Here is a 24,702-nt window from a genome sequence, read left to right as displayed (position 1 = left end):
AAAATGGCATTACAAGTATTTTCCGAAGAAACTTGTAATGCCATTGTCTTATTTTTGGTTAAATTTAGTTTTTCGCGTCACCCAACACATAAACCGAATATCCCGCTTTTTCCCATTTCTCCCGGGACAAAGCGTTTTTTGTGTCAATTAACACTTTTGTACGCATGAATTTTGATAGATGCTCCGGTTGGTAATCACGGAATGCCTGATGGTCCGTTAGTACTAAGACGGCATCTGCATCTTGAAGCGCCTCTTCTATGTCTTGCGTCTGCTTCTCTAGATTGTTTTGCTTAATGTGTGGGTCATATGCCACATAGTCAAGATCAAGTGCTTCAATATGTTCGACGACTTCTACCGATGGGCTTTCGCGCATATCATCAATGTTTCCTTTAAACGCTAAGCCTAGAACTGCCACTTTCGGTTTCTCGATGCCTTTGGCTTTTAGAATATCTCTCGTTAAGTTCGCCGTGTAGCTCGGCATGCCGTCATTTGTTTTACGTGCCAAGTGGATCATTTGTGCGTTTTGAGGGTCAAGTTCTACTAGGAACCACGGGTCAACCGCGATACAGTGCCCACCTACTCCTGGGCCAGGCTGGTGAATGTTTACACGTGGATGGAAGTTCGCTAAGCGAATTGCCTCCCAGATGTTGACGCCTAATGTGTTTGCGATTTTTGCTAGTTCATTCGCAAACGCGATATTGACGTCACGATAGGTGTTTTCCATCACTTTCACGAGTTCTGCCGTTGTTGCATCTGTTTCGTGCATCGTTCCTTGCACGAAAGATTGATAGAGGTCAACAGTCATCTTCGCCGATTCCGAATTGATGCCTCCAATAATACGGTCGTTCGAAACCAGTTCTTCAAATACGCGGCCAGGAATGACGCGTTCTGGAGAATGGGAAACGAATAGCTCTGTTCCAATATCAAGGCCTGCTTTGATCAGTTCCGGCATCATGACATCTTCTACTGTACGTGGTGGTACTGTCGATTCCAGAATGATCAGGTTTCCTTTTTCAAGATAAGGCACAATCGAAGCCGTTGCTTGACGCACGTACTCGAGGTTCGCTGTCTTGTCCGGATTGATCGGTGAAGGTACAGCAATAATGAAGACATCCGCTTTTTCAGGAGTTGTTGCTGCTGTTAAAAGTCCTGCGTCTACTGCTGCTTCTAACCGCTCCTGCAAACCGTTCTCTTCTATATGAAGTTGTTTATTATTGATTAAGTTTACTGCGCGTTCGTTGACGTCGACTCCGTGTACTTGGTGGCCACTGTTGGCAAACATCACGGCAGTCGGTAAGCCGATGTAGCCAAGTCCAACGACGCATAAAGATTTTTTCGTCATACGAGTGTCTCCTTTTATTTCGATAGAAGTAATTTGAGTAGAAATTTTGGTAGGTTGAGTTGGCGCTTAATACGCTTCGGGTCACTCATCAGGCGGTAGAGCCATTCGAGCCCTTTGTTACGGTAAAAGTCCGGGGCTAGTTTCACGGTCCCTGCGTACACGTCAAAGCTGCCTCCCACTCCCTGATAGACCATGACGTTTGGAAGGTTCGGCATGTTACGCTTGATCCATAATTCCTGTTTTGGGGAACCGAGCGCGACAAAAATGATTTGTGCGCCACTTGCTGCGATTTGTTCAACGAGCGCATTCTCATCCTGTACATAGCCATTCGCGTATCCGGCCACCTGAAGTTCCGGATAGTTTGCTTCAAAGTTCTGTACAGCTTTACTGACCGTCTCTTCTTTGGCACCGTAAAAAAAGACTGAGTAGCCTTTCTTCGCTGCGTGCTCGATGAGTTTGCCCATCATATCCACACCAGTAACGCGTTCACGGATGTTGCCGCCTTTTAGTTTGGAAGCGAGTAGAACGCCTACTCCGTCCGGAATTTGAAAGGTGGCTTCGTTGATCATGGTCTTGACGGTTTCGTCGCGCTGCGCAGACATGATCTTTTCCGGATTCACGGCAATGATGGTGGAAGGCTCATGACGACTTATACGCTCGTCCACTTCCGCTAGTATTCCTTCATATGTGAGGGGCGATACATCGACGCCCAAATATGTTTCTTTCATTATATAAGTAAACTCACTTTCGTTTAGGTGTCGCGATAACTAATACAGTATAGCAGATTTGATGTTTCCTTGCATAACGCCTTCTATCAGTGATAAAATTTGGTGATATCTCATCTAGGAGGAACTGAAGTTGAAGATTGTACTTTCTGGTTTTTATGGCCTAGGCAACACAGGTGATGAAGCCATTTTAAAAGCGATTGTTGATAATTTACGGAGTGAACTGGATAACCCGGACATCACGGTATTCTCTCTTTCCCCTGACCAAACGGCAAAGGAATATGGCGTGAAGTCCGTCTACCGCGGTTGGCGTCATCAAAATAAAGAAAAGGTCGCTGAGCTTCGCAAAGCGGACTTATTGATTTCCGGTGGAGGAGGTCTACTACAAGACACGTACCCGACGAAGTTCTTGTTTGGCCCCCTTCCCTATTATTTACTGATCGTGTTCTTAGCGAAACTATGCGGCACAAAAGTGATGTTCTTCTCGCAAGGGATCGGGCCTGTTACGTCAACATGGGGCAAGATCCTCATGAAAGTATTCGCGAACATGGCCGATTTCGTGACCGTCCGTGACCAGTATTCAAAAGATTATTTGGAGAATCTAGGTGTAACCCGTCCGGAAACGGTTGTGACGGCAGATATCGTGTTTGCGTTCCAAGGCACACCAGACGATTCCGCATACGAGTCTCTTGGTTTAGATGGCTCGGAGCGCATTGTGGCGGTTGCCCCTCGTCCGTGGTTTGAAGAAGAGGAAGCGTATATCGAGAAGATGGCGTGGACACTGGATCAGTTGATTGAAAAGCGCGACGTCCTCCCAGTATTTGTTCCGATGGAGCCGCCGTATGACACAAATATCTCAAAACGCATCATGGAGAAGATGACGCATGCGGACAAGACACGCTTGCTTGATGACCACTACTCACCGAACCAGTTCTATCAGTTCATTCGCCGTGCGGATGCGACGATTGCACTGCGCTTGCACGCACTGATTTTCTCTGCCCTTGGCAACGTGCCGCATATCGGACTGAGTTATGACCGCAAAGTCGAGAGTTTCTTAAAGCGCTCTGGCATGTGGAAACATAGTTTCCCGCTCGAGGACTTCACAAAAGAGCAACTGTTCGAGTCCGGACTAGCCGCTTTAGACAATAGCGCTGAATGGAAAGCAGAAATGGAACCTAACGTAGAACTCCTTCGTCAAGAAGCACGACGTAATGTGGGACTACTTATTGAAAACTTTGGAGGCAAGTAAGCAATGAAACTTTTAATCATGACGTCGTATGACTACCCCCATCTTGGCGGGTTGTCGACGCATATCACGACTTTAAAGGCAGGCCTGGAGCAGCGCGGACACGAGGTTGATGTGCTGTCGTTCTCAGACGTACCAAACTGGAAGAAACAAATGATTGCCCGCGGTCCAGCGTTTGCCCTCAATAAAATCAAACAAGGTGCGGGATACGTATGGACGTTGAAGCGTCGCCGCGACTTCTTGAAAGAGCTTGTGAAAGAACGCTTAGCAGGTAAATCGTACGATGTAATCAACGCTCAAGACGTCTATGCGACGATGGCTGCTTTAACGAGTGGTATTCCAACCGTCAGCACAGTGCACGGATACTTGACGTTCGAAGGCGTATCGAAAGGTTCGGTCATCGAAGAGTCGATTCAAGCAAAAGAACTGCAAGAAGCAGAATTTGATATGTACAAGAAAGCGAAAGCCGTGATTACGGTGGATACGCGCATTAAAGATTACATTAAAGAGACAACTGGTGTAGACGGCAACATGATCAAGAACTTTATTGATGTGGAGTCGTTCAAACCGGAAGTGGAGCGTCGCAGTGAGTTCCGTAAGAAGCACAACATTTCCGAGGACGAGTTAATCTTCTTCGTCCCTCGCCGTTTGACGAAAAAGAACGGTGTCATCTATCCGGTGCTCTCCTTCCCTCCTGTCCTTGAAAAATTCCCGAATGCACGCATCGTGTTCGCGGGAACCGGCGAGATGATGGAAGAGATTAAGATAAAAGCGAGTGAACTTGGTGTTGCGAACAACATTACGATGCTCGGTGCAATTGATCACAAAGAGATGATTGAGTATTATGCGCTTGCTAACGTCGTATTAGTTCCTTCTATATATAGTGCAGGTGTCGAGGAAGCCACTTCGATTTCAGCACTTGAAGCGATGGGTTCAGGTGTTCCTCTCATTGCGTGTGCCGTTGGTGGTCTGAAAGAAATCGTTGATCACGAGAAAGACGGGCTATTGGTTGAAGAACGCAACATCGAGGCCTTGTCCGATGCGATGATTGATTTATTGTCTCACCCGGAAAAAGGCGCAGAGCTTGCGACAGCCGCGCGTCAGAAAATTATTGACGAGTATTCTCACTTCGCTGCGGCGGAAAAGTATGAGCAGATCTACATGGAGGCCCTGAAAAAGTGAGCAGTTTAAAGAAAGCAGCGATCTGGACTACCCTCCTGGCGCTGCTTTTAAAACTTTCTGGATTTATCCGCGAAGCGATTGTCGCCCGAGAGTTCGGTGTTTCTGCGGAGACGGAAGGTTATTTTCTTGCGTTCGGCTTTATCACCCTTGTGATTGCGATGATTTCTACTGGGTTTAACAATGTGTTCTTGCCGATGTACATCAAGGCGCGCCAAAACGGCAAGATGGCAGATACGAATGCCAACGCGTTATTGAACCGCGCGATGGTGTTGTTCGGTGTGATTTCTGTAGTCGGCTATTTCACGGCAGAGCATTTTGTGCCGTTCATCTATCCGACAATGAAAGCAGAAATTGCGCCGTACGCGATTACGATCACGCAGTTCTTCTTTGCGGGAATGTTCTTGATTGCATTGACAAGCATCTTGGATTCGTACTTGCAGTCACGCCGCATCTTCGTACCTTCGCAACTGTCTAAGTTACTTGGGACACTTGGTGCCGCAATTTTTGCGATATTGTTTAGCGACGTTTGGGGCATCTATTCCCTCGTCTACGGATTTTTAGCAGGAACATTGATTGGAACGATCGTGCAGCTGGTCTTCTTGCGCCGCTCGAGTTATTTATGGAAACCGGATTTCAAGATGCAGAAGGACTTCCAGAAAGCCTTTTTAATTTTGATTGTGCCGTCTCTACTGAATTCGGTGGTCGGTCAAGTGAACTTGTTTGTGAATAAAGCATTTGCGGCTGGAGAAAATGTTCAACTCGGTGCAGTCACGTATTTAAATAATGCGTCCTTGTTGATCTCGATTCCGAATGCGATTTATGCGACGACTTTAGCTGCGATCATCTTTACGTTGATGAGTGAGCAGATAGAAGACGGGCGAAAGTTCCGCGATACGTTTTTCCGCGGGATGGAGATTTCCTTGATTACATTGTTGCCTATTGCTATAGGTTTGTTCTTTGTCGGTGAGCAAGCTCTTGCTGTCATTTATGAGCGTGGGAAATTTAGTACGGAAGATACGTACAATACGTATGTGGCACTTATGTGGTACTTACCAATTATCGTCTTCCAAGGAATGCAGTTGATTCTGTCAAAGTCGATGTATGCGCGTGGGAAAACGGCGGTCGTGTTCCGAATTTCAGTGACAACCATCGCTGTAAACTTTATTTTGAACTGGTTCCTTGTGGATCAGTACGGCTATCCCGCTCTAGCGTTTGCGGCTTCCATCGTCAGCGTGTACTATTTCACGGTTTCCATGATTGTCGTGTATAAGGATCTTGGCATGGCTGAGTTTAAGCGGTTCGCCGATATGGCGTGGCGCGTGGTGATACCGGCAGCTGTGATGGGTGTAGCAGTCTGGGGTTCACGTGAAGTGTTGCCAGTGGACGCATGGCCAGCTGTGGTGGCCCTTGGTGTGCTTGTACCGATTGGTGTTATCGTTTATGTAGGTGCGGTGCGTGTAGTGTATCCTGCTGGGTTTAAGCGATTGGTTGGTATGGTACGACGCGGTTAATTTTGTAAAGATGAAGTGGGCAGCCTCCTTGGGGAGGCTGTTTTTTTCGTTTAATCGCTAGAATTCGCGTTGGGTATTGTGCATTTACTCCGTGGGAGAAGCGTGCTTGGCGCGATTGCATGGAGTTTTTTCAATGCCTCTGTCGGTGGACGAGAATAGTCGGGCCGTTTTGAATGGTTTGGTATCAATGGTGAGCCTGTTTGGTATCAATGACATGGCGGTTTGGTATCGATGAAAAGGGTTTTTGGTTCGCAATACTTTGTAGGACGCAGATTGAAGTGTATTTGGTACCAATGAAGAGCCTGTTTGGTATCAATGGAAGGTCTCTTTGGTATCAATCGGTGGGGCCTCGGGATGGAAGGTTTTATTAGAAAGTACTTCCCCACTTTAAGGGCTTTTATTTGTGGTAGGGCTTGCTAGAAAGGGCGGATGGATGGTGAGGGTTCCTCACGTGATTTGAAGGGTTTTAGAGAGAATTGGCGTGTTAGTATGGGTGAACGGGGGTTTGGTATGGGTCCCTCCTGTTACTTTGTGTTTTAATCAGGCAGGAGCCTGTCACTTCCACAATTCTCCCGCGCTTTTGATCAGCCATATTTCTTCGACGGGGGTCTCGAATTGTGTCTGTCCAAAAGCCAGAATTGATTCTAATACGGGCACCTACTTCTGGCAGTCACGGATGGGCGCTGCAAAGGAATACGTATGCGAATAAGTGTACAGTGACCGACGGATTAAATGACTCCGACGGTCACGTTTGGTGTTGCGGTGATACTTGGTTAAAGATGTGTGATTATTTTAAGAGAATGAACCTTTCACAAAACCAAAGACTCTTGAAACATCAGAGAATCTACGAACTCCAAGACGGGGGAGCAAAGCGCAAACCTCAATGTGTAAGAGGATGGTCCAGAAACTCCGTGAAAATCAGACGGGCCAGAAGAGGCGCTCTTCGCCTCTACTTGAGCGAATGATTTTTGCGTGTGTTTCTAGCCTTTGCAATTGGATATAGATTTGGATAACCTGCAGGAGACTTGGGGATTCTTGCTTCGGAAAGCAAAGGGTTTGTGAAAGGTTCATAATGTTAGAACAGCAAAAACCCGCAGTCGCTATAAAAGCGTTGCGGGTTAGTTTTTTTAATTAGTTAATGTGTTTTACAGACTGTAAGAAGTTATAAAGGATTTTCGCCATTTGTGCACGGTTTGTTTCAGCACCTGGGCGGAATGTATCATCTAAGAATCCATCAATGTATCCTGCTTCGTATACGCGCTCAACGTGTGGACGAGCTGTTGCACCGATTGCAGTGTAGTCTTTGAAATCGCTAGAATTCTTATCTTTATTAAATGCAACCTTCTCATCGCCAAGGTATGCAATTGCACGGCTGATCATGATTGCCGCTTGGTCACGCGTGATACGGTCGTATGGACGGAATGTGCCATCTTCGTATCCTTGGATGATGCCAGCTTCTACTGCTGCATAAACTTCACCGTTTTTGTTCGCTGCTTGGTCAGTTGTTACATCTTTAAATACCTTTTTGTTCAAATCTGCAGCAGAGATTCCTAATCCACGAGATAGAAGGGCAGCAAACTCACCACGAGTAATGAAGTTAGAAGGTTTGTATTCTTCAGAGTTTACACCTTTAACGATCATGCGAGAAGCTAATTTCTCTACATAATCCTCAGCCCAGCTCTTTCCACCGTCTATATCTTTAAACGTTTGGAAGTTTTCAATTAATGTATATACAGATGTTGTATTACGGTAGAACAATGCTTCTGTGTTTCCAGCTGGTACAAATGTAGGAACAGCTGAATAAGAACCGTTTGGTTGGACAACTACTGCTACTGTAGTTGTTGGATTTAAAGTTCCGTTTGCCACTAGTGCACGTGTCGCTGGTTTAGAGAAACGATTAATGACATATTGCTTACCTTGTGCATCAACTAGTGCAACTGTAAAGTCAACTGCAGGTGCCAATACTTTTAGTCCAGCTTGTCCAGTTAATGGGTTTGTCACTTCTTCTACTTTTACAAGTAGCGAAAGTTCAGCTTGCGTAACACCTAATTGTGTTGCTGCAGCAGCTAAGTTAATTTCCGCTACCGGTAGGTTGAATGATCCTGCTTCCGCTTCAACTACAATCACAGCGTCTGCATTTTTCGCTTTAAGTGCAGCTACAATCGTAGCAGGTACTTCTACTTCTTCTGCACCAGCAGGAAGAGTAATTACTACTTCCTCCACTGTAGTAGCAGCGTTGATTGCATCAATTACGGCTTGTGGGTTTGTAGTTAGTGTTCCTGCATCGACTGTTAATTCACCATTTACAACTGCTGGTGGCGTTACAGGAGTACCGCCACTACCTCCATCACTCGTGTTCTGTAGTTCATCATATTGTTTAGCTAATTTAACAAAAGCATCAGCTGCATTTTCAGGAACTTTGGAATTGGTTACGATATTCTGCAATACTGGCTTGACAGCATCGACATTAATCGTCTTAGCAATACCTGCTACAATTGGTCCATGATTACCTTCTGCTAAAACATCATATAATGAATCTTCAAAGGCCTGATAGTAAGAAGAATATGTTTGACCAGAACCTAATTTATTAAACACTTTTGTTTCGATTGCAATTAAAAAATTAACCCAATCAGTGATTTTAACACCGCTTGTTCCAAAAGCCGAGTTTAATTCAGCTTCAGTTGTCTGATTTGTGAATTTATAGAACTCATTTTGCATGTTCACTCCAGTTGTAGAAGCAGCTAGAAGCTCTACTAGTTTACCGACTACATCTTTTGAGACTTCACTTGGTACCTCAGCTTTTAGAATCTGTTGAAGATATATAGTTTGTTGAGCTTCATTGCTCAAATGTTTTGAAATTTCATTATGGGCATTGACTAACGCATTTCGATCATCATCTGTTAAAGCTGATGAATCAAATGCTATTCGTAAGTCTGAAATAAACTTCTCCACATTTGGGTATGTAACTGATGTTTCAGCTGCATCCGCAGTAGGAGCTACCGCTAAAACTGGTGTAAAAGCAACAGCACCAACTAGAGTTGCTTTTAGGACTTTTGATTGAGTTATTGATTTCTTCATTAGATCACCTCGTGAGTTTAGTTTTATTACATACAGAAAATTATAGCGTACTATTTTTCCAACAGCAACCAATTTTTAGAGTGTTTCTGTCGATATAAGACTATATATAGGTAACAGCACGGATTTTTGTGTAAAAATGAAATACTTTTATTACGATGATGAAACAGAAATAAAAAATTTCATTAACTTGAACATGTTTTTCTAATAAAAATAACTCTTCTCATGAAATTAAAGTTATATATACCTATAAACAAATCTATTATTTTCTTATCGTTCAAAATATTATGACTATCCACTTATTTTTCATTTTTCTAATAAAAAACTCTCGTTCGTTCAAGAAACGAGAGTAATCATGTTAATTCGAAGATATTTTTCTCACAAAGTTCGAGTGAATCCATCCAAATTCAGAAGGTGGGTTGTTATCGGATAAGACTTTGTACCACAGATTACCGTCTGCACCGATTGCTTCTTCAACAATGATGACAGGGAATCCAAACGCATTGTTTTTCCCTAAATACTTTTGTTTGTAGGTGAACAATAACGTATCATTTGCCACTCGTGGTTCTGTTCGGACATTTAAAGTTGTCGTGGCTGTCGTCATCCCAAGTTGATGACGGTTTGTGTCTTTATTCCCCATGGCAAGATCCATTCGGTACATGTGTCCAGCGATTTTGGATCCCCAGTGCGGATCGGATGCATAACGCACATTCATACCTGTTGTTTTATTACCTGGAACAAGTCCTGCTGAACGCCAATCGGACATGGACGCGTAACCACCTGCTGCATAGCGGGTAACGAATGCCAGCATACTTTCTTGTGGCAGGTCGTAGCCGACAGTTTCCGGATTCGAATCAAAGACACCGATGCCGTACATGTTCTTACTCTCTTGTGAGTGACGGCTCATACCATAATCACCCTCGTGAACAGCCGCCGCAATGATAAATAGAGCATTGATGTTATACGTAGCTTCTAATTCTTTCGCATATGCACCAATTCCAATCATCATAGATTTTGTCGTTGCATCTTTGTAGCGAGCAATATTCAATGCTTCCCGTTCTGCGAGCATCTTCATAATTTGTGCATCGAGTTCTGCGGCAGTGTAGCTTGATTTCGCACGTAGTGATTGCCACTGGAAGTATGGGTAATGTACCCCTACCTCTTTGCCGGTTTCATCAACAAAGTGCACGCCGTCATAACTGTAATAATCTTTATAGGTTTCCATAAAACTTGGAGCTGGTCCTATGGAATAAGAACCTTCTACCCGTTTGGTAATATGATTGTAAATAGAGTGGATAAGCGTTCCCCACTGACTTTTTTCGTAACGGTCGCGTGATGTCACCAGTTGAATTGGAATCAAGTCAACTGCAGCGTGACTCACATAACCTGTTGTTCCACCAATTTGAACGATGGCGTAATCAGGTCCACTTCCGAGATATTGCATCTCGCGGCCTTCTGTGACATACGTCAATTGCCCTGTCAAGTTGGTATTTTGATAAATTGATGTTGTGTTTGCCGACGTATTAGCTGCAAAAGCAAGCCCTTTCTTTACTTTGATAATGTCATTTCCAAAGTACATCGCTTCGATTCCTGGGAAGTTATACGCAGTCAATGCCTCATTATATGTTGCATACGTTTTCGTATCCCGCACCAATTGATTGTCAACAATGCGAGCTACCGTGAAAACATTGGATGGCACTGGCGGTTGTGTCACCGGTGGTGTTACAGGTGGCGTCACAGGCGGTGGTGTAGGCGTCGTCGGTGGTGGAACCGGCAATGCTAAGTCCAATTTGAAGTAACGGTCCCACACAGCTGCTACTTGATCACGTTTCGTTAAGTCTTTTGGTTTAAACATAATTTCATTGGATGCAGTATGTGTCGGGTAGCCATTCATGACTTTGACAGCTGCATTTTTCTTAGCAGCAAGTCTGCCTTCGTCACTTGAGAAATCTTTTTCATCCGCTAATCGGATGCTGTCCCCTGAGACAGTCAAGCCTTTAAATGTATACACACGTGCCATCGTGATGGCCATTTCTTCGCGTGTGATGTTGCGGTCCGGGTTGAATTTTCCGTCGAGTGTTCCGCGCATGATGCCCGTGTTCTCGACAGCGCCAACCGCTTTTGCAAGTGCGCCGTTTTTATTGACGTCCGTAAATGCAGGGTCCGCTTCCGGAAGTTCTAAGACACGTTGAACGAACGCCGCGAACTGTTGACGAGTGACATTGTCCTTTGGACGGTATGAGCCGTCGTTATACCCTTTCATGATGCCTTTTTCAATCATGGCAATCATTTCTTTTTCGAGCGTGAGCCCTTTCAGTTCATCGTAGGTGCTTGCTGATGCAGGTTGCACGGCGAATAGCAGCAACAAACTGATGAGCAGTAGTGCAAGTTTTTTCATTTCTTGTCAATCCTTTCATTGCTGGACGCGCGCTAAGAATGCGGCGTACTCTGATCGGGTCATTGGCTGATACGGTCGGAACGTTTTGTCTGAGAATCCAGTTGTGACATTTTTTGCGACAATTGCGCGAATAGCGTTATAGGAAGCCATTCCGGAAGTGACATCGGTAAATGGATTCGCTGTTGTTGGTGTTGGTAACGAGAATGCACGTTGAACCAGGATGGCCATTTCCGCTCGGGTCACTAGTTTATCCGGTCGGAATGTTCCGTCCGTGTATCCACCCGTGATTCCCGCTTCTACTGCGGACTGGATATAACCTGATGCAAACGAGGCTGGGTTGACATCCGGAAATTCTGTCTTTCGCTGTGCCCCGTCAAGACCCTTCGCACGCGCGATCAATGTGATGGCTTGTGCCCGTGTGATTTCCGCTTGAGGTCGGAAGGTGCCGTCAAGAAATCCTTCAATCTGGTCTTTATAGTGAAGGAACCCGATATGACGCGCGTACCAACTATCTCCGCGAACGTCTTTATAATCCGGCTCAGTCAAGCTCACTGGAATCATTTCACGAATCGTCTTGCCGTCTTTGTTCCATTCTGCGGCTACCGAGTAGTTGCCTTTGACACCGTAAACAATAGATTTACCGTTCGAAATCGGATACTTTGTGGATCCGATAGTTATCGAAGTTAGCCGTGCGGGCTCTTTGGATGTTACGGTCAACTGGCTTTTTGAAACAGTGGTGGTCAACTCGAGATAACCTGGAAGCACTTTTTTATAGCTGATCAGCCCGTGGCCATAGAGGCGATCTCGTCCTGCTGTTCCGAGGTCTGTCACGGTTCCAACGAGTAAAGTACGTAACTCTTTATTCGTTAAATCTGGGAATCGCTCTTTATAGAGGGCCAGCAGTCCAGTAACATGTGGTGCAGCCATAGAGGTACCGGACATCATGGTATAACCGTCTGCTTTGTCGTCTGTGAAATCCCACTCCATTGGATAAGTGCTCAGGATTTGTTCGCCTGGCGCTGTGAACTCGACTTCCGGACCAACAGAGCTCTCGAGCAATTTTGTGTTCTTAGATGTTACCGCCCCGACAGCAATCACCGTATCGTATTTAGCTGGGTACGTGACGGTCGATGTTTCTGCGACTCCTTTGTTCCCTGCTGCTCCCACAAGAATCATACCTTTGTCGTACGCGACTTTCAGCGCGTTCGCAATGGCCGGCTCATTTTCGTCAGAAGTGATACTTAGATTTAGAATGTCGAGATCATTTTGAATAGCCCACTCAATACCGCGGACGATAGATGTCGTTGTTCCTGAGCCGAACTCGGATAGGGCTTTGATGCTGTACAGTTCTACGTTTGGCGCTACACCTACGACTCCTGTCCCGTTGGCAAGTGCTGCAATGATTCCAGCCACGTGAGTACCGTGACCTTCGTCGTCATCATAGGGCACGCCTGCGCTACAAAAGCTATCATATGTACAAACGCCTCCTACCACTTTTAAATCACGATGCTCCGTATCTATTCCCGAGTCGAGAACACCTACTTTGACACCGCGTCCTGTGTACGGACTTGTAAACGATGCGGCCGTCTGAATCTGTGTCAAATTGCCGGGCACGCGATCGGCGGAGATGCTATGGATCTGTTCAGGATGGATGCGCGCTTCCGGGAAATGGGTGGAAAGGTTTTTCTTTTGTGTATCTGTCATTTCGATGACATAGGAGCCCACGACATCAAAATGTTCTGCGATGGTCAGGTGGCCTTGTTCCGCGAGATTGTGAATCAGCTCATGTTGGTTTGTGACAATGTGATAGGTGGTCGTTTCTTCGGCAAAAGTTGTTGTGGCGCCGAAGGTAAGTGTGGCAAATAAGATAAATGTGGCGGCGGTTCGTTTGAAGTTCATAATCGCTCTGACCCCTTTAATTCTCTCTTTTTTCTAAGTTTACCTTAAGAACGCCACGTGTGTCTTGGGTTCACTGGAAATCTCGTGCGATATTTTAAGAAAAGCCCTAATGACTTGAGATCATTAGGGCAGATAGTTAAATTAATAGTGTTTCGCTGATGGTTTCGCACCGAACTGGCTGTAGTAGTTCGCAGCTTCTGAGTAGTTCTCGTAATGGTAGAGGTAATCCATGATGCCGAGGAACAAGGCACGCGCCATTTGTTCGCGGCGTTCTGGTGATGCGATGTACGCATTGTCTGTACGGTTGTCGATGAAGCCGATTTCCGCAAGAGCAGATGGTACGGTGTTTTCACGAAGGATTGCGTAGTTTCCACGTTTCACACCACGGTCACGAAGTCCCCATGCTTCTTGCATACGCTTGTGAACGTAGGTTGCAAGAGCTTTCGATTGATCCACGTTTGTATTGCTCGCATAGTAGAAGGTTTCTTGTCCTTGCGCAGAACCGTTTAGGGCATTTGCATGAATACTTAAGAAAGCATCGCCGTTATTCGCGTGTGCAAATTTCGCACGTTGGTTCAGTGTCAAGAAAACGTCTGTTTTACGTGTAAGTATGCCATTGAATGGTACTTTCGCAAAATACTTTTCCATGCTAAGCGCGATGTTGAGTACAACGTTCTTTTCTTGGAAACCGTGGCCAATTGCGCCAGGATCATGCGCTCCGTGACCTGGATCGATAATAATATTGATGTTGTTGAATGGTTTCTTTGTGTTTGTCCAGACGTTTTCAGGCTCTTTCGGTGTCGAGCTGATTGTTGGTTGGTTCGTGCTTAGGAAGTTTTTGTGGAAGAATCCAGTGCTTCCAGCTCCTTTTGCATACACCCAGTCGCCTACGCTGTAGAAGACTTCAATCGGATAAGCTGTGAAGAATCGTTTTGTTGTGTTGTAGCCTGTTGCTGGTCCTTGACGAAAGTTCAGTGAATCCGTTTCAGAGACATTGACGAACATTTGTGCACCAGCCGTTGTAATGGCTTTCGTGCGGAAGTCTGCATTAATGGCACGAGCTAGGAATACAGAGAAGTCTCCGCGCTTCATCAGCTGAGTTGTACCGAAGTTACCTTTGCCGACTCCAGCCGCGATGCCTTTGTTCATGAGTTCAATGGCTGCTGCATTCGTTGTAGTTGAGTTGTACTGGAACGCGCGGGCGATCATAAGGGCCATCTCACCGCGAGTCAGTGTTTGGTTTGGACGGAACTGGTACGTACCGTCTGCATTTTTGTAGCCGTTAATGATACCACGGGCAGCTGCTTCGTTCAGGTACCCCATGTACGTGTTAGATGATGAAACATCTGTGAAACGTACAGTTGTGTCTGTTCCGGAGAATTGCAGTGCTTTTCCGATCATAGCCGCTGCATGTTCACGTGTCATCGCATTGTCTGGATAAAAGTGAGTTGCACTTGTAGATGTCGTGATTCCACCTTGTTTAAGGTAGTTGACTTCTACATGTGTACGGTATGTATTAGGCACATCGGTATAGGATGCCTCCGTTGTCGTTGGCAGTAGGGACAGTGTAAATAGGGCGATTAGTCCGAGTAGAACTGAATAAAGTGGTTTGGTCACTCGTCTTTTCTCCTTTTCCATTTGTTCTATAGCTATACTACCACAGGAAAATGTAAGGCTACATCATACAAATGGTCCAAATTCTTAAAATTTGGTTTAATAATTTGACAAATTGGGTAAATGCCGTCGTTTAGGCATTTCAGGAAGATTCGTTTCAAATTGTAATGGGTCGATGGTTGGATGGATGGGGGTATTTAGGGGGCGAATGTCGACATAAGTTGACCTAAATTGTGGCAATGGAGTGACAAGCGGGACGTAGTTTGGAGCGCGACACGGTCGGACCCTGGGTCGACGAGTGGGAACGCGGGTAGGAGCGCGACACGGTCGGTCCCTGGGTCGACGAGTGGGAACGCGGGTAGGAGCGCGACACGGTCGGTCCCTGGGTCGCCGGGTGGGAACGTGGGTAGGAGCGCGACACGGTCGGACCCTGGGTCGACGGGTGGGAGCGTGACACGGTCGGACTCTGGGTCGCCGGGTAGGAGCGCGACACGGTCGGACCCTGGGTTCCACCCAGGGTCTAATCGGAAGGCAGAAAAAAATCCCCTCTCCGCTATTGGGAGAAGGGATTTAAGTAGTGAAATTAGTTACCGATAGTTGTGATGCGGCCTTCAATTGTTGGGTTGACTTTATCAAGAGACTCGATGTAGTCGATGAACATTTGGAAGTCCACGATTCCTGGCTCAGATAGGCGTCCTTCTGCAGAAGCTGCACCTAACATGCTGTAGCCGTCTCCACCTTTTGCCGTGAATGTATTTGTTGCTGCAAAGTATGTTTTTGCGTCGTCAAGAGCGACAAACGCACCGTTTTCCATAACTTCTACTTTCGTCACACGTGAACCAGCCGCTTTCGATGGATCAAACTCGAACTTCATACCTGCTACGTGTAAGAAACCACCATTTTCACGTGGGAATTGAGCAACTGAATGCTCAAGAGCTGCTTTGATTTCAGAACCTTTCAGTTCAAGAATTCCAAGTGCGTTACCGAAAGGCATCACAGTTAAAACTTCACCAACTGTGATTGGACCCGCATCGATTCCTGCACGGATACCTCCACCATTTGTGAAAGCAATTGAAGTTGCTGGGTTAATAGATTTAGCAGTCGCTAACATACCATCTGCAATCAAGTTTCCAAGAAGTGTTTCATTTGCACGAACAGAATCTGTTGTGTTCGTAGCATCTAAACGTGGTGCTGGAAGAGCAACTTCCGCAACAGCCTTTGTCGGCTCTGCTTTTTTCGCTGCAACTGCATCTGCGAATGGTTTTAGGATAGCTGCTGCTCCTGCATCCGCTTCGAATGTATCTTTATTTGTGGCAATCAATTCCACAGCGTAGTCTACAATGTGCCCGTCTTTATCGAAGATCACGTCCGCTGTACCTAAAAGGTCACCGTATTGTTTCGCTTGAACGATTAACGTCGGTGCATCAAATACATTTGAAACATATCCTTCTTTAAGCTCTGAATGCGTGTGTCCACCAACGATTAAGTCAATGCCCTCAACGCGTTTTGCAAGCTCTATATCGTTGTCATAACGAACGCTGTCATCGAAACCTAAGTGGGAAAGGGCGATGATTTTGTTAACACCTTTTGACTCGAAGTGCTTCACAGCTGCTTCTGCTGACTTGATATAGTCTAGGAATTGCACGCTAGCTGTTGAAGCGATTGTTGGTGTTTCAACTGTTGTTAGACCAAACACACCAATCTTGTGGCCATTTACCGTTAGGATGGTACCGTATTGAGATTTACCAACTACTGGTGTATCTGTGAACCCTTGAATTTCTAGACTCTTCATTGCAGGATCTTTCGAGAAGTCCAAGTTTCCGCCTAGCATCGGGAACTGCGTGCCTTTAACAAAGTCCGCAAGTTCTTTATGTCCTGCTGTGTCATCCCCAAGGTCAAACTCATGGTTACCAAATACCATTGCATCGTAGCCCATGTAGTTCATCAGTGGAAGATCTGCTTGGCCTTTGAATAGGTTGAAGTAAAGGTCACCAGAGAAAACATCCCCTGCATCTAAAAGAAGTGTGTTGTCGTAAAACTCACGAATCTCTTTCACTGCTGTTGCACGGTAAGGTGCTTTCTCCAGGTATGCGTGTGTATCGTTTGTGTGCATAACCATTAATTCGTAATAGTTTAATAGACCGTCAGCACGCGCGATGAATAGAGCAAGCTCTCCACGTTTTACAGCATCTGTGGCACCAAACGTTGTTGCGTTTTTCCCTTGTGTGATTTCGAATTCAACAAGGCGGTCTACGAATTTTGCAAAGTTTGAGTTCACGTCTGTAAACTGAGTTGATTTTACAGTGTCATCTACGCCTAACTGTGCTGCGTTCACAAGAACTTTGGCTACTTCGTTACGTGTTAGTGGTGCATTTGGATCGAATGTTTCGCTGTTCTTCCCGTCCATGATGCCTGCGTCTTTAAGTGCCGCTACCGCCCATTGTGCACGAGCAGGTACATCTTTGTAAGTAATTTTAGAATAAGGACTCTTTTCAGAGAAACCTAGTGAACGTGCAATAAGTAATGCGGCGTCAACACGTTTGATATGTAAATCTGTACCAAACGTTGTTGGCGTTAACCCATCTGTAATCCCATTTACAACTAGGTAATTTACCGCATCTTGGTATTGTGGAGCTACATCTGTGAATGTAGGTGTTGCTGCGGAAGCCGCGGGTGCAAAAGCTGCTGCTACGGCTGCTGCCGTTACTGCGGAAGTTAAGAACGCTTTCTTTTTCGTCATGACTTTCCTCCTTGGAAATGTGACCATTCAATGGCCGTTTCTTATTAACAGTAACAAATTGTTAGAATTTTGGGAAGTTAATTTATTGTATCTACACATGGTTTTTACGTTTTTCGTACAATTTGTTTACAAATGGATATTGTACCATCAGACTTCTGACTAAATTGTTTACAAATTTATATAATTCGTGCTTCGAAAAATATGATTGTACATTTAGCAGAATTGTAGGAAAATAGTGAATAGATAGAAAGTGAGGTGCCGTTGGTTGGAATTTCCGAAGGTTGAGATAGGTCGTCGCATTCGCATGATGCGCCGAGAATTAGGGATTACGTCAGATGAACTAGCGAAGCGGGCTGGGGTCAGTCAAAGCATGATTTCTCAAATTGAGCGCGGGATGGTGTCGCCTTCCCTCGAAACATTGTGGAATCTTGCCAATAGCTTAAATGTGCAAATTTTTGCGTTCTTTGACCAGACGGATGGGGAACGTGTGAATGTATACCGTCGTGGAGATGAATTGGTCGTCAAAAGAATCCGTCCGAATTGTGAGTATCATCTATTATCTCCGAGTATCGGAAAAGACATTGGGTTCTTCAAACTTGTAGTCGATCCTGGTGAATCTGTGGATGAGCCACCGATTCAACACAAAGGGGAAGAATGTGGGTATGTTCTCCAAGGAACGTTGATTGTCGAAGCGGGTGATGACCGCTATGATCTAGAAGAAGGCGACGCAATTTACTTTGATTCTGAGTTGCCCCATCGCTTCTATAATCATGGTGATACGCCAGCTATTGCTGTGTGGGCAATGACTGCTCCGTGGCGGTAAGTAAATTTGTACATAAAAAATAGAGATCCATTCTTTGCCGATTGGCAGAGAATGGGTCTCTTTTAGTTTTTCACTATAGTGATTAGGTTCATTTCTTACTTCCCTGCTTGTTCCTTCACGGGGAACCAGCCTTTGACATTCATAATTTTGTCCCAGAGCGGATCTGGAATGTCGAGTGCTACTTGGTTATCCGGGTCGATTTCTGTAAGAAGTCCTTCCCCATTGTTTTCCGATACTTTTTTATACCAATCCGGATCGGTGATGAGTGCTCGCCCGATTGCGAACAGCTCTGCAAATCCGGATGCAGTGGCACGGTCGAGGTCATGTTTCGTGTTAAGTGATCCAACACCCATAAGTGGAACACGACCTGCAATCACTTCTTGGAAGCGTTCAATACGGGACTTTTCGGAAGCGTCATCATACGACGTGTCAAAAAATTGCTGTAAGGACACATGTAGGTAATCTAGATTCTGATCCGCAAGTTTGTCGATGAGTTTAAGCTTTTCTTCTATAGTAAAGCCGGGCTGATAGTTTTCTTCTGGTGAGAACCGGTATCCTACAATAAACGGCGTCTTTGCGTAGTCGCTCACAGCTTTTTTCACTTCTGCAACAACCGCAAGTGGAAATGCTGAGCGGTCTTGGCCCCATTTGTCCTCACGTCGGTTAGAGTGCGGTGAGAAGAACTGGTGGATCAGGTACGTGTTGGCACCGTGGATCTCTACTCCGTCAAAACCTGCTTCGATGGCACGGCGGGTCGCTTCGCCAAATGCTTTGATGGTTTCTTCGACTTCATCTCCCGTTAGTGCACGTGGTGTTTCGGACCCTTCGCGCGGGAACGCAACGTCACTTGCGGAAACGGGCGTGCCTCCGTGAAGGACTTGGCTGTTGGATTGGCGTCCGGCATGGAAGATTTGCAAAATCGCTGTAGCGCCATTGTCCTTAATCGCAGACGCAAGTTTCGTCAGGCTTTCCATGCGGTCATCTGATTCTGTGCCAATGGACCATGCGAAGCCGGCACCTTGTGGTTGTACATAAGCACACGCTGTAATAACTGTCCCAATTCCGGACTTGGCACGGCGCGCGTAGTATGTAAGTTCTTGATCGGATATGTCGCCGTTCAGTTCAGAAGAATAGGTCGTCATCGGCGCCATGGCGATGCGGTTCTTTAGGGTCACGCCGTTTGGTAAGGTGAGTGGTTGGTTCCAAGTTGCTGTCATAGGTGTCGCTCCTTTTTGTTTCGTGTGGTGAAATATGTGTTTAGGTTACGCAAAGTTAGGTGAGAGTTCAAGCGAAGTGACTCGGGTATTGGGGATGGTTTTATTAGAAAGGTTTTCAACATTTAAGTGGGGTGGGTTTATTAGAAAGGTTTTAAGGACTTACATAGGGGGGTTTTATTAGAAAGGTTTTAAACACTTGAGTGGGGTAACCCTTTCTAGTGGCGAGAGATAGCGGCGTTTAATGGGGTTGCGGGACTTTTTGGGATGGTTGCTTTGCTGGACAAACAAACTCTTTTCCGAGTCATCTCCCTTTCGAGGCTCCGTATCAAGAACTCTTTAGAAACACAAAGACCCGTTTCTCAAAGAGTCTCCTGAGAACGGGTCCTTGTGTATTGTAAGAGAGCATAGACCTTGGATAGTGCTTCACAGAACACCTTAATCCAAAGTCCGTTTAGTTTAGTAAGATTTCGATGGCTGCGTCAAGCTCTTCGTAACTGACATTTAGTGGTGGCAATAGACGAACCACATTTGGGCCGGCCGGAACAACGAGCAAGCCTTTCGACTGCATATCTGTCGCAAACGCTGCACTGTCTTCGACGACAAGACCCATGAGAAGACCGAGTCCACGGACTTCGTAGTGGCCGGCAAGTTGGAGTGCCAGGTAATCAGCTTTTTCTTCGACGTCGCGTAGGAAGTCTGGTTCGAAGACGGTCGACACGACGGTGTTCGAAACAGCGACGGCGAGAGCGTTGCCGCCGTAAGTTGTGCCGTGGGACCCGGGACCGAGTGATGTGCCGAGAGCTGCGGTGCCGAGCATACCGCCAATTGGGAAGCCGCCGCCAAGGCCTTTGGCAAGCGTGATGATGTCAGGCTTAAGTACGGTTTGCTCGTAAGCGTAGCGCGTGCCGGTGCGGCCGATGCCGGTTTGGACTTCATCAATAATGAGCAAGAGACCGTGTTCATCACATAGCGACTGAATCGTTTCCGCGAACTCGTCCGTCACCGGATTGACGCCACCTTCTCCTTGCACGATTTCGAGCATTATCGCTGCGGTCTCGTCGGACACTGCACCTTTAAGCGCGTCCGGATCGTTAAACGGAACATGCGTAAAGCGCGACACGAGTGGACCAAAGCCTTGCTGGACCTTCTCTTGTCCCGTTGCGGACATCGCACCAAATGTGCGGCCGTGGAAGGAGTTCGTGAACGTCACGATGTGATGTTTGCCAGTATGGCGGCGCGCCAATTTAATAGCTGCTTCGTTCGCTTCCGCTCCGCTGTTGCAGAAGAAGGCGTGTTCAAAATGTGTGTCAGCTGTAAGTAGTGCTGCGAGCTTCTCTTGGCCGCTACTTTCAAACAAATTCGAAACATGCCAAATCTGCTCGGACTGATGATTCAGCGTTTCATTTACTTTTGGGTGCGCGTGACCCAGGGCAAGAACGGCGATTCCTGCGATGAAATCGAGGTATTCGTTGCCTTCCGCGTCCCACACCTTCGTTCCCTGGCCCTTCACCAGTTCAATAGGTCGGCGTGCGTAGTTGGGAAACAAGTGACTTTTCGTTTGTGTTTCAGGCATGGATGTTTGCCTCCTTACGTGGATGTTTAGTATACGGACTTATCGCATGGATGGTCGTGCCCGTTAAAGAATCGTCTGTGATTTGCACCGCTTTGACACCCGTTTCAAGGCATTCGAGCGCGCCTTTCACTTTTGGAATCATCCCTCCGTAAATCGTGCCATCTTCGATCATATTGACGATTTCAGTTGGCGTCGTATCTTTCACCGTCTCCCCGTTTCGTTTGATTCCGGGTGTGTCTGTAACGAGTAACAATGATTTTGCCTCCACCCCGGATGCGACACCGGAAGCGAGGGTATCCGCGTTGATGTTAAGTGGTTTGCCGTCTGGAGAAACGCCGATGCATGCAAGGACGGGAATGATGCCCGCTTTAAGCAACAACTCAAACTTGCCTCCATTGACTTCCATGACTTCCCCGACTTCCTGGTACACTTCCTGATTTAAATAATCAGAGCTGAAAAGTCCGTCAAATCCGGAGAGGCCCACCGCGGAGATACCCGCTGCATTCAATTTCCCAACGAGACGTGAGTTGACGTCACCGAGTAACGTGTTCCGGATGATATGGATCATTTCAGGCGTCGTGACCCGGATGCCATCAATAACTTCGGATGTAATTTCGCGTTCAGCAAGGGCCGTGTTGATGTCCGGTCCCCCACCGTGGACGAGAATCACGTTTTGACCAGCCTCTACGCGACGTTTCAGACTGTGAACGAAACTGTCAGAGAGAGTTGCGAGTGTGCTGCCACCGATTTTGATGACGTGGCAATTAGGAACGATAGCTTGCGTTGATTTGGACGTAGTCATAAGTCAGATCGCACCCCCAAGCCAGTCCTTGTCCCGGCCCGTTATTTAAGTCAACAGAGATGTTGATTTCATGCTGCTTTAAGTAGTTCATCGCTTGTTCTTCGGAAAATTTTACAGGTTCGCTGTTTTCGACAACAAGAATGTCACCGAGTTTAATCGTAATAGTGTCCGGATTGATGGTTGCGCCACTATACCCGACCGCTGCGATGATGCGTCCCCAGTTGGCATCGCACCCAAACACAGCTGTTTTGACAAGTGGTGAGCCTACGACAGACTTGGCCACAATGCGCGCTTCCTGCTCGGAAATAGCACCCGAGACCTTCACTTCAATGAGTTTCGTCGCGCCTTCGCCATCTTTCGCAATCATTTTGGCTAGATCTTGTGCGACCATTTGCAGGGCATCGATGAACGTCTGCCATTCCGGATGTGCCGGGTTGAGGGTCTGGTTGCCTGCGAGACCATTTGCTAGGACGAGGACCATGTCGTTAGTGGACGTGTCGCCGTCGACAGTGATGGAGTTAAAGGTTTTGTCGGTGATACTTGCGAGTGCCGCTTGTAGGTCAGCGGATTCGATGGCTGCGTCGGTAGTGATAAATCCGAGCATGGTCGCCATGTTTGGTTCGATCATCCCTGAGCCTTTTGCGACGCCTGCGATGACGATCTCTTTACCATCGATAGTCGTAGCGTAAGATGTCGTTTTCATGATGGTGTCAGTGGTCATGATGGCTTGCGCGAAGTCAAGGGCACCCGTCAGTTCGTTGTTCGGCGCGAGTTTTGCAACGCCGTGGATGATTGGTGCCATTGGAAGTGGTTCGCCGATGACACCGGTAGACGCGACACCGATGAGGTTCGGTGCGATATCGAACTGATCGCTTGCTAGTTGTTGCATGGCGAGGGCATCGAGTTCCCCTTGCTTTCCTGTGCAGGCGTTGGCATTTCCGGAATTGACGAGGATGGCTTGCATTTTTCCGGTCGTGTACACGACGTCTTTCGTAACTTTCAGGGGTGCTGCTTGAATAGCGTTCGTTGTGAAGACGCCGGCGACGCTTGCTGGGACGTCACTGATGACGAGGGCAAGGTCCTTTTTCTTGTGTTTCAAGCCGCAGTGGATGCCAGTTGCGGTAAATCCTTTTGGTGATACGAGGGATTTGCGTTCAATTTTTTTAATGGTCGGACTGAGTGTGAGTTCCATCGGTCGTTCTCCTTTTGTTGGCGGTCAGATCATGAGCGGGACGAGGTCAAGTCCGGCTGTTTCATCGAATCCGCAAAGTAAATTCATGTTTTGGACGGCTTGTCCGGCGGCGCCCTTCATCAAGTTGTCGATGACACTGACGATGGTAGCGCGATTCGTTCGCGGGTCAACAACGACTTGAATGTCGCAGTAGTTAGAGCCGTAAACTTGTTTTGTGCTGAAAACCGGTTTGTTGTCGTGAATCCGGACGAACGGTTCGTTGGCATACCTCGTTTTAAGTGCTTCCGTGAGCTGTTGTTGCGTTGCGCCATTTGCAAGCGGTGCGTAGCTTGTTGCCATGATGCCTCGGGTCATCGGGACGAGATGGGTATTGAATGTAAGTAACGGCTTCTTAGTTGTCAGCGTCTCGATGGTCTGCTCGATTTCCGGTATATGTTGGTGTGCATTGATTTTATAGATGGAGAAGTTTTCGTTGAGCTCGCTGTAATGCGTCAGCTGAGAGGGCTTGTTCCCTGCACCGGAAACGCCACTCTTCGCGTCAGTATACAGCTGGCTGGGATCGATAAGCCCCTCTTTGATCAGTGGCAAGAGACTGAGAAGTGTCGCTGTCGGGTAGCAGCCCGGATTCGCTATTAGTTCAGCATTCTGGATTTGCGGTTTGTTCCACTCGGGTAGGCCGTAGATAGCTTTTTGCACAGCGTCTGTCGGTGCCGGTTTGTGGTTGTACCACGCCTCGTAGATTGCCGGGTCTTGAATCCGAAAGTCACCGGATAGGTCAATGAGTTTGGGGCCTGTGCCAATGAGGGCAGGCAGGATGGTGGAAGCGACACCCGCTGGCGTACCCGTGAAAACGACGTTGAGCTCTTTTAAACGGTCGATTTCGATTGGTTGTAGCGAATGGTCTATTATATTCACTAAATGTGCATATTTATTCGAAATTTGTATATCTTGTTCCGACGAGGAAAAGACGTGGATTTCGGTCACATGTGGATGGGTATGAAGAATGCGGATAAGCTCAAGCCCTCCGTATCCCGTGGCTCCAATAATTCCAATTTTCATAGTCATTCAACTCCGATTAATTACAAGATAATGTTTAGTATACGAGTGTATATTTATAAAGTCAAATGTATTTTTAATTGTATTTGCGGGATTGTGGGATTAGTGAAATGGTGAAGAGGGGGACGGTCGGCGGCACGGTTCGGGGGACGGTCGCTGACACGGTTCGGGGCACGGTCGCTGACACGGTTCGGGGGACGGTCGCTGACACGGTTCGGGGGACGGTCGCTGACACGGTTCGACCGTGGGGTGCTCCTACTCCCTTTCCTACTCGTGGTCCCACTCGACGTCCTACTCGACAACCCAC

16 protein-coding genes are annotated in these 24,702 nt (G+C 46.8%); 4 read left to right on the top strand and 12 right to left on the bottom strand.

Features of this window, described 5'->3' with window-relative positions; all coding sequences use genetic code 11:
• Positions 1-64: 64 nt before the first annotated feature.
• A complete protein-coding gene (locus ACFO0S_RS03735; protein WP_378140319.1) occupies positions 65-1,342 on the bottom strand; it encodes a nucleotide sugar dehydrogenase in 1,278 nt (425 codons plus the stop codon).
• Positions 1,343-1,356: 14 nt separating this feature from the next.
• On the bottom strand, positions 1,357-2,073 hold the full coding sequence (locus tag ACFO0S_RS03730) for a WecB/TagA/CpsF family glycosyltransferase (RefSeq protein ID WP_378140407.1): 717 nt from the start codon (positions 2,071-2,073) through the stop codon (positions 1,357-1,359).
• Between the two features lie 127 nt (positions 2,074-2,200).
• On the opposite strand from ACFO0S_RS03730, the gene csaB reads away from it, so the two are divergent.
• The 3 genes from csaB to murJ are packed head-to-tail and all read left to right on the top strand — an operon-like array spanning position 2,201 to position 6,006.
• Positions 2,201-3,316, top strand: a complete 1,116-nt coding sequence (gene csaB, locus ACFO0S_RS03725) for a polysaccharide pyruvyl transferase CsaB (RefSeq protein WP_378140317.1) — start codon at positions 2,201-2,203, stop codon at positions 3,314-3,316.
• 3 nt (positions 3,317-3,319) lie between these two features.
• The gene (locus ACFO0S_RS03720) at positions 3,320-4,495 is read left to right on the top strand and encodes a glycosyltransferase family 4 protein (RefSeq protein WP_378140315.1); all 1,176 of its coding nucleotides are present in this window, start codon (positions 3,320-3,322) and stop codon (positions 4,493-4,495) included.
• A complete protein-coding gene (gene murJ, locus ACFO0S_RS03715; RefSeq protein ID WP_378140313.1) occupies positions 4,492-6,006 on the top strand; it encodes a murein biosynthesis integral membrane protein MurJ in 1,515 nt (504 codons plus the stop codon). Before ACFO0S_RS03720 ends, murJ begins: the two co-directional genes overlap by 4 nt.
• Positions 6,007-7,137: 1,131 nt before the next feature.
• On the opposite strand, the gene ACFO0S_RS03710 is transcribed toward murJ, so the two are convergent.
• The 5 genes from ACFO0S_RS03710 to ACFO0S_RS03690 form a co-directional block, all read right to left on the bottom strand.
• Positions 7,138-9,084, bottom strand: coding sequence for an S-layer homology domain-containing protein (locus ACFO0S_RS03710; RefSeq protein WP_378140310.1), 1,947 nt, complete (start codon positions 9,082-9,084; stop codon positions 7,138-7,140).
• 355 nt (positions 9,085-9,439) lie between these two features.
• On the bottom strand, positions 9,440-11,479 hold the full coding sequence (locus ACFO0S_RS03705; RefSeq protein ID WP_378140308.1) for an S-layer homology domain-containing protein: 2,040 nt from the start codon (positions 11,477-11,479) through the stop codon (positions 9,440-9,442).
• 15 nt (positions 11,480-11,494) lie between these two features.
• Positions 11,495-13,378, bottom strand: coding sequence for a S8 family peptidase (locus ACFO0S_RS03700; RefSeq protein WP_378140306.1), 1,884 nt, complete (start codon positions 13,376-13,378; stop codon positions 11,495-11,497).
• 141 nt (positions 13,379-13,519) lie between these two features.
• Positions 13,520-14,995 (bottom strand): N-acetylmuramoyl-L-alanine amidase, encoded by a 1,476-nt coding sequence (locus ACFO0S_RS03695; protein WP_378140304.1) that lies wholly within the window; start codon positions 14,993-14,995, stop codon positions 13,520-13,522.
• A gap of 580 nt (positions 14,996-15,575) precedes the next feature.
• Positions 15,576-17,732 (bottom strand): 5'-nucleotidase C-terminal domain-containing protein, encoded by a 2,157-nt coding sequence (locus ACFO0S_RS03690; protein ID WP_378140302.1) that lies wholly within the window; start codon positions 17,730-17,732, stop codon positions 15,576-15,578.
• Positions 17,733-17,997: 265 nt separating this feature from the next.
• On the opposite strand from ACFO0S_RS03690, the gene ACFO0S_RS03685 reads away from it, so the two are divergent.
• Positions 17,998-18,555, top strand: coding sequence for a helix-turn-helix domain-containing protein (locus ACFO0S_RS03685; protein WP_378140300.1), 558 nt, complete (start codon positions 17,998-18,000; stop codon positions 18,553-18,555).
• Between the two features lie 95 nt (positions 18,556-18,650).
• Here the strand turns inward: ACFO0S_RS03685 and ACFO0S_RS03680 are convergent, their stop codons facing one another.
• The 5 genes from ACFO0S_RS03680 to argC form a co-directional block, all read right to left on the bottom strand.
• Positions 18,651-19,772, bottom strand: a complete 1,122-nt coding sequence (locus ACFO0S_RS03680) for an NADH-dependent flavin oxidoreductase (RefSeq protein ID WP_378140298.1) — start codon at positions 19,770-19,772, stop codon at positions 18,651-18,653.
• Positions 19,773-20,223: 451 nt separating this feature from the next.
• Entirely contained in the window at positions 20,224-21,345 is a 1,122-nt protein-coding gene (locus ACFO0S_RS03675) for an acetylornithine transaminase (RefSeq protein WP_378140296.1), read from the bottom strand.
• Positions 21,338-22,147 (bottom strand): acetylglutamate kinase, encoded by an 810-nt coding sequence (argB, locus tag ACFO0S_RS03670; protein ID WP_378140294.1) that lies wholly within the window; start codon positions 22,145-22,147, stop codon positions 21,338-21,340. The genes ACFO0S_RS03675 and argB overlap by 8 nt, the downstream gene beginning before the upstream one ends.
• Positions 22,110-23,339: a bifunctional glutamate N-acetyltransferase/amino-acid acetyltransferase ArgJ gene (argJ, locus tag ACFO0S_RS03665; RefSeq protein WP_378140292.1), complete on the bottom strand. Its 1,230-nt coding sequence runs from the start codon at positions 23,337-23,339 to the stop codon at positions 22,110-22,112. The genes argB and argJ overlap by 38 nt, the downstream gene beginning before the upstream one ends.
• 24 nt (positions 23,340-23,363) lie before the next feature.
• On the bottom strand, positions 23,364-24,398 hold the full coding sequence (gene argC / locus ACFO0S_RS03660) for an N-acetyl-gamma-glutamyl-phosphate reductase (protein ID WP_378140405.1): 1,035 nt from the start codon (positions 24,396-24,398) through the stop codon (positions 23,364-23,366).
• Positions 24,399-24,702: the final 304 nt, after the last annotated feature.

It is taken from the genome of Chryseomicrobium palamuruense, assembly GCF_042649045.1.
Classification (GTDB): domain Bacteria; phylum Bacillota; class Bacilli; order Bacillales_A; family Planococcaceae; genus Chryseomicrobium; species Chryseomicrobium palamuruense.
Note: the sequence above shows the minus strand (reverse complement) of the source record. Positions and strands in the feature narration are given on the sequence as shown.

What these genes read in the sequence shown, in the direction of transcription:
- ACFO0S_RS03735 (WP_378140319.1), bottom strand. Translation starts at nt 1,342, where the DNA reads ATGACGAAAAAATCTTTATGCGTCGTTGGACTTGGCTACATCGGCTTA.
- ACFO0S_RS03720 (WP_378140315.1), top strand. Translation starts at nt 3,320, where the DNA reads ATGAAACTTTTAATCATGACGTCGTATGACTACCCCCATCTTGGCGGG.
- ACFO0S_RS03710 (WP_378140310.1), bottom strand. Translation starts at nt 9,084, where the DNA reads ATGAAGAAATCAATAACTCAATCAAAAGTCCTAAAAGCAACTCTAGTT.
- ACFO0S_RS03705 (WP_378140308.1), bottom strand. Translation starts at nt 11,479, where the DNA reads ATGAAAAAACTTGCACTACTGCTCATCAGTTTGTTGCTGCTATTCGCC.
- ACFO0S_RS03700 (WP_378140306.1), bottom strand. Translation starts at nt 13,378, where the DNA reads ATGAACTTCAAACGAACCGCCGCCACATTTATCTTATTTGCCACACTT.
- ACFO0S_RS03690 (WP_378140302.1), bottom strand. Translation starts at nt 17,732, where the DNA reads ATGACGAAAAAGAAAGCGTTCTTAACTTCCGCAGTAACGGCAGCAGCC.
- ACFO0S_RS03680 (WP_378140298.1), bottom strand. Translation starts at nt 19,772, where the DNA reads ATGACAGCAACTTGGAACCAACCACTCACCTTACCAAACGGCGTGACC.
- ACFO0S_RS03675 (WP_378140296.1), bottom strand. Translation starts at nt 21,345, where the DNA reads ATGCCTGAAACACAAACGAAAAGTCACTTGTTTCCCAACTACGCACGC.
- argB (WP_378140294.1), bottom strand. Translation starts at nt 22,147, where the DNA reads ATGACTACGTCCAAATCAACGCAAGCTATCGTTCCTAATTGCCACGTC.
- argJ (WP_378140292.1), bottom strand. Translation starts at nt 23,339, where the DNA reads ATGGAACTCACACTCAGTCCGACCATTAAAAAAATTGAACGCAAATCC.
- argC (WP_378140405.1), bottom strand. Translation starts at nt 24,398, where the DNA reads ATGAAAATTGGAATTATTGGAGCCACGGGATACGGAGGGCTTGAGCTT.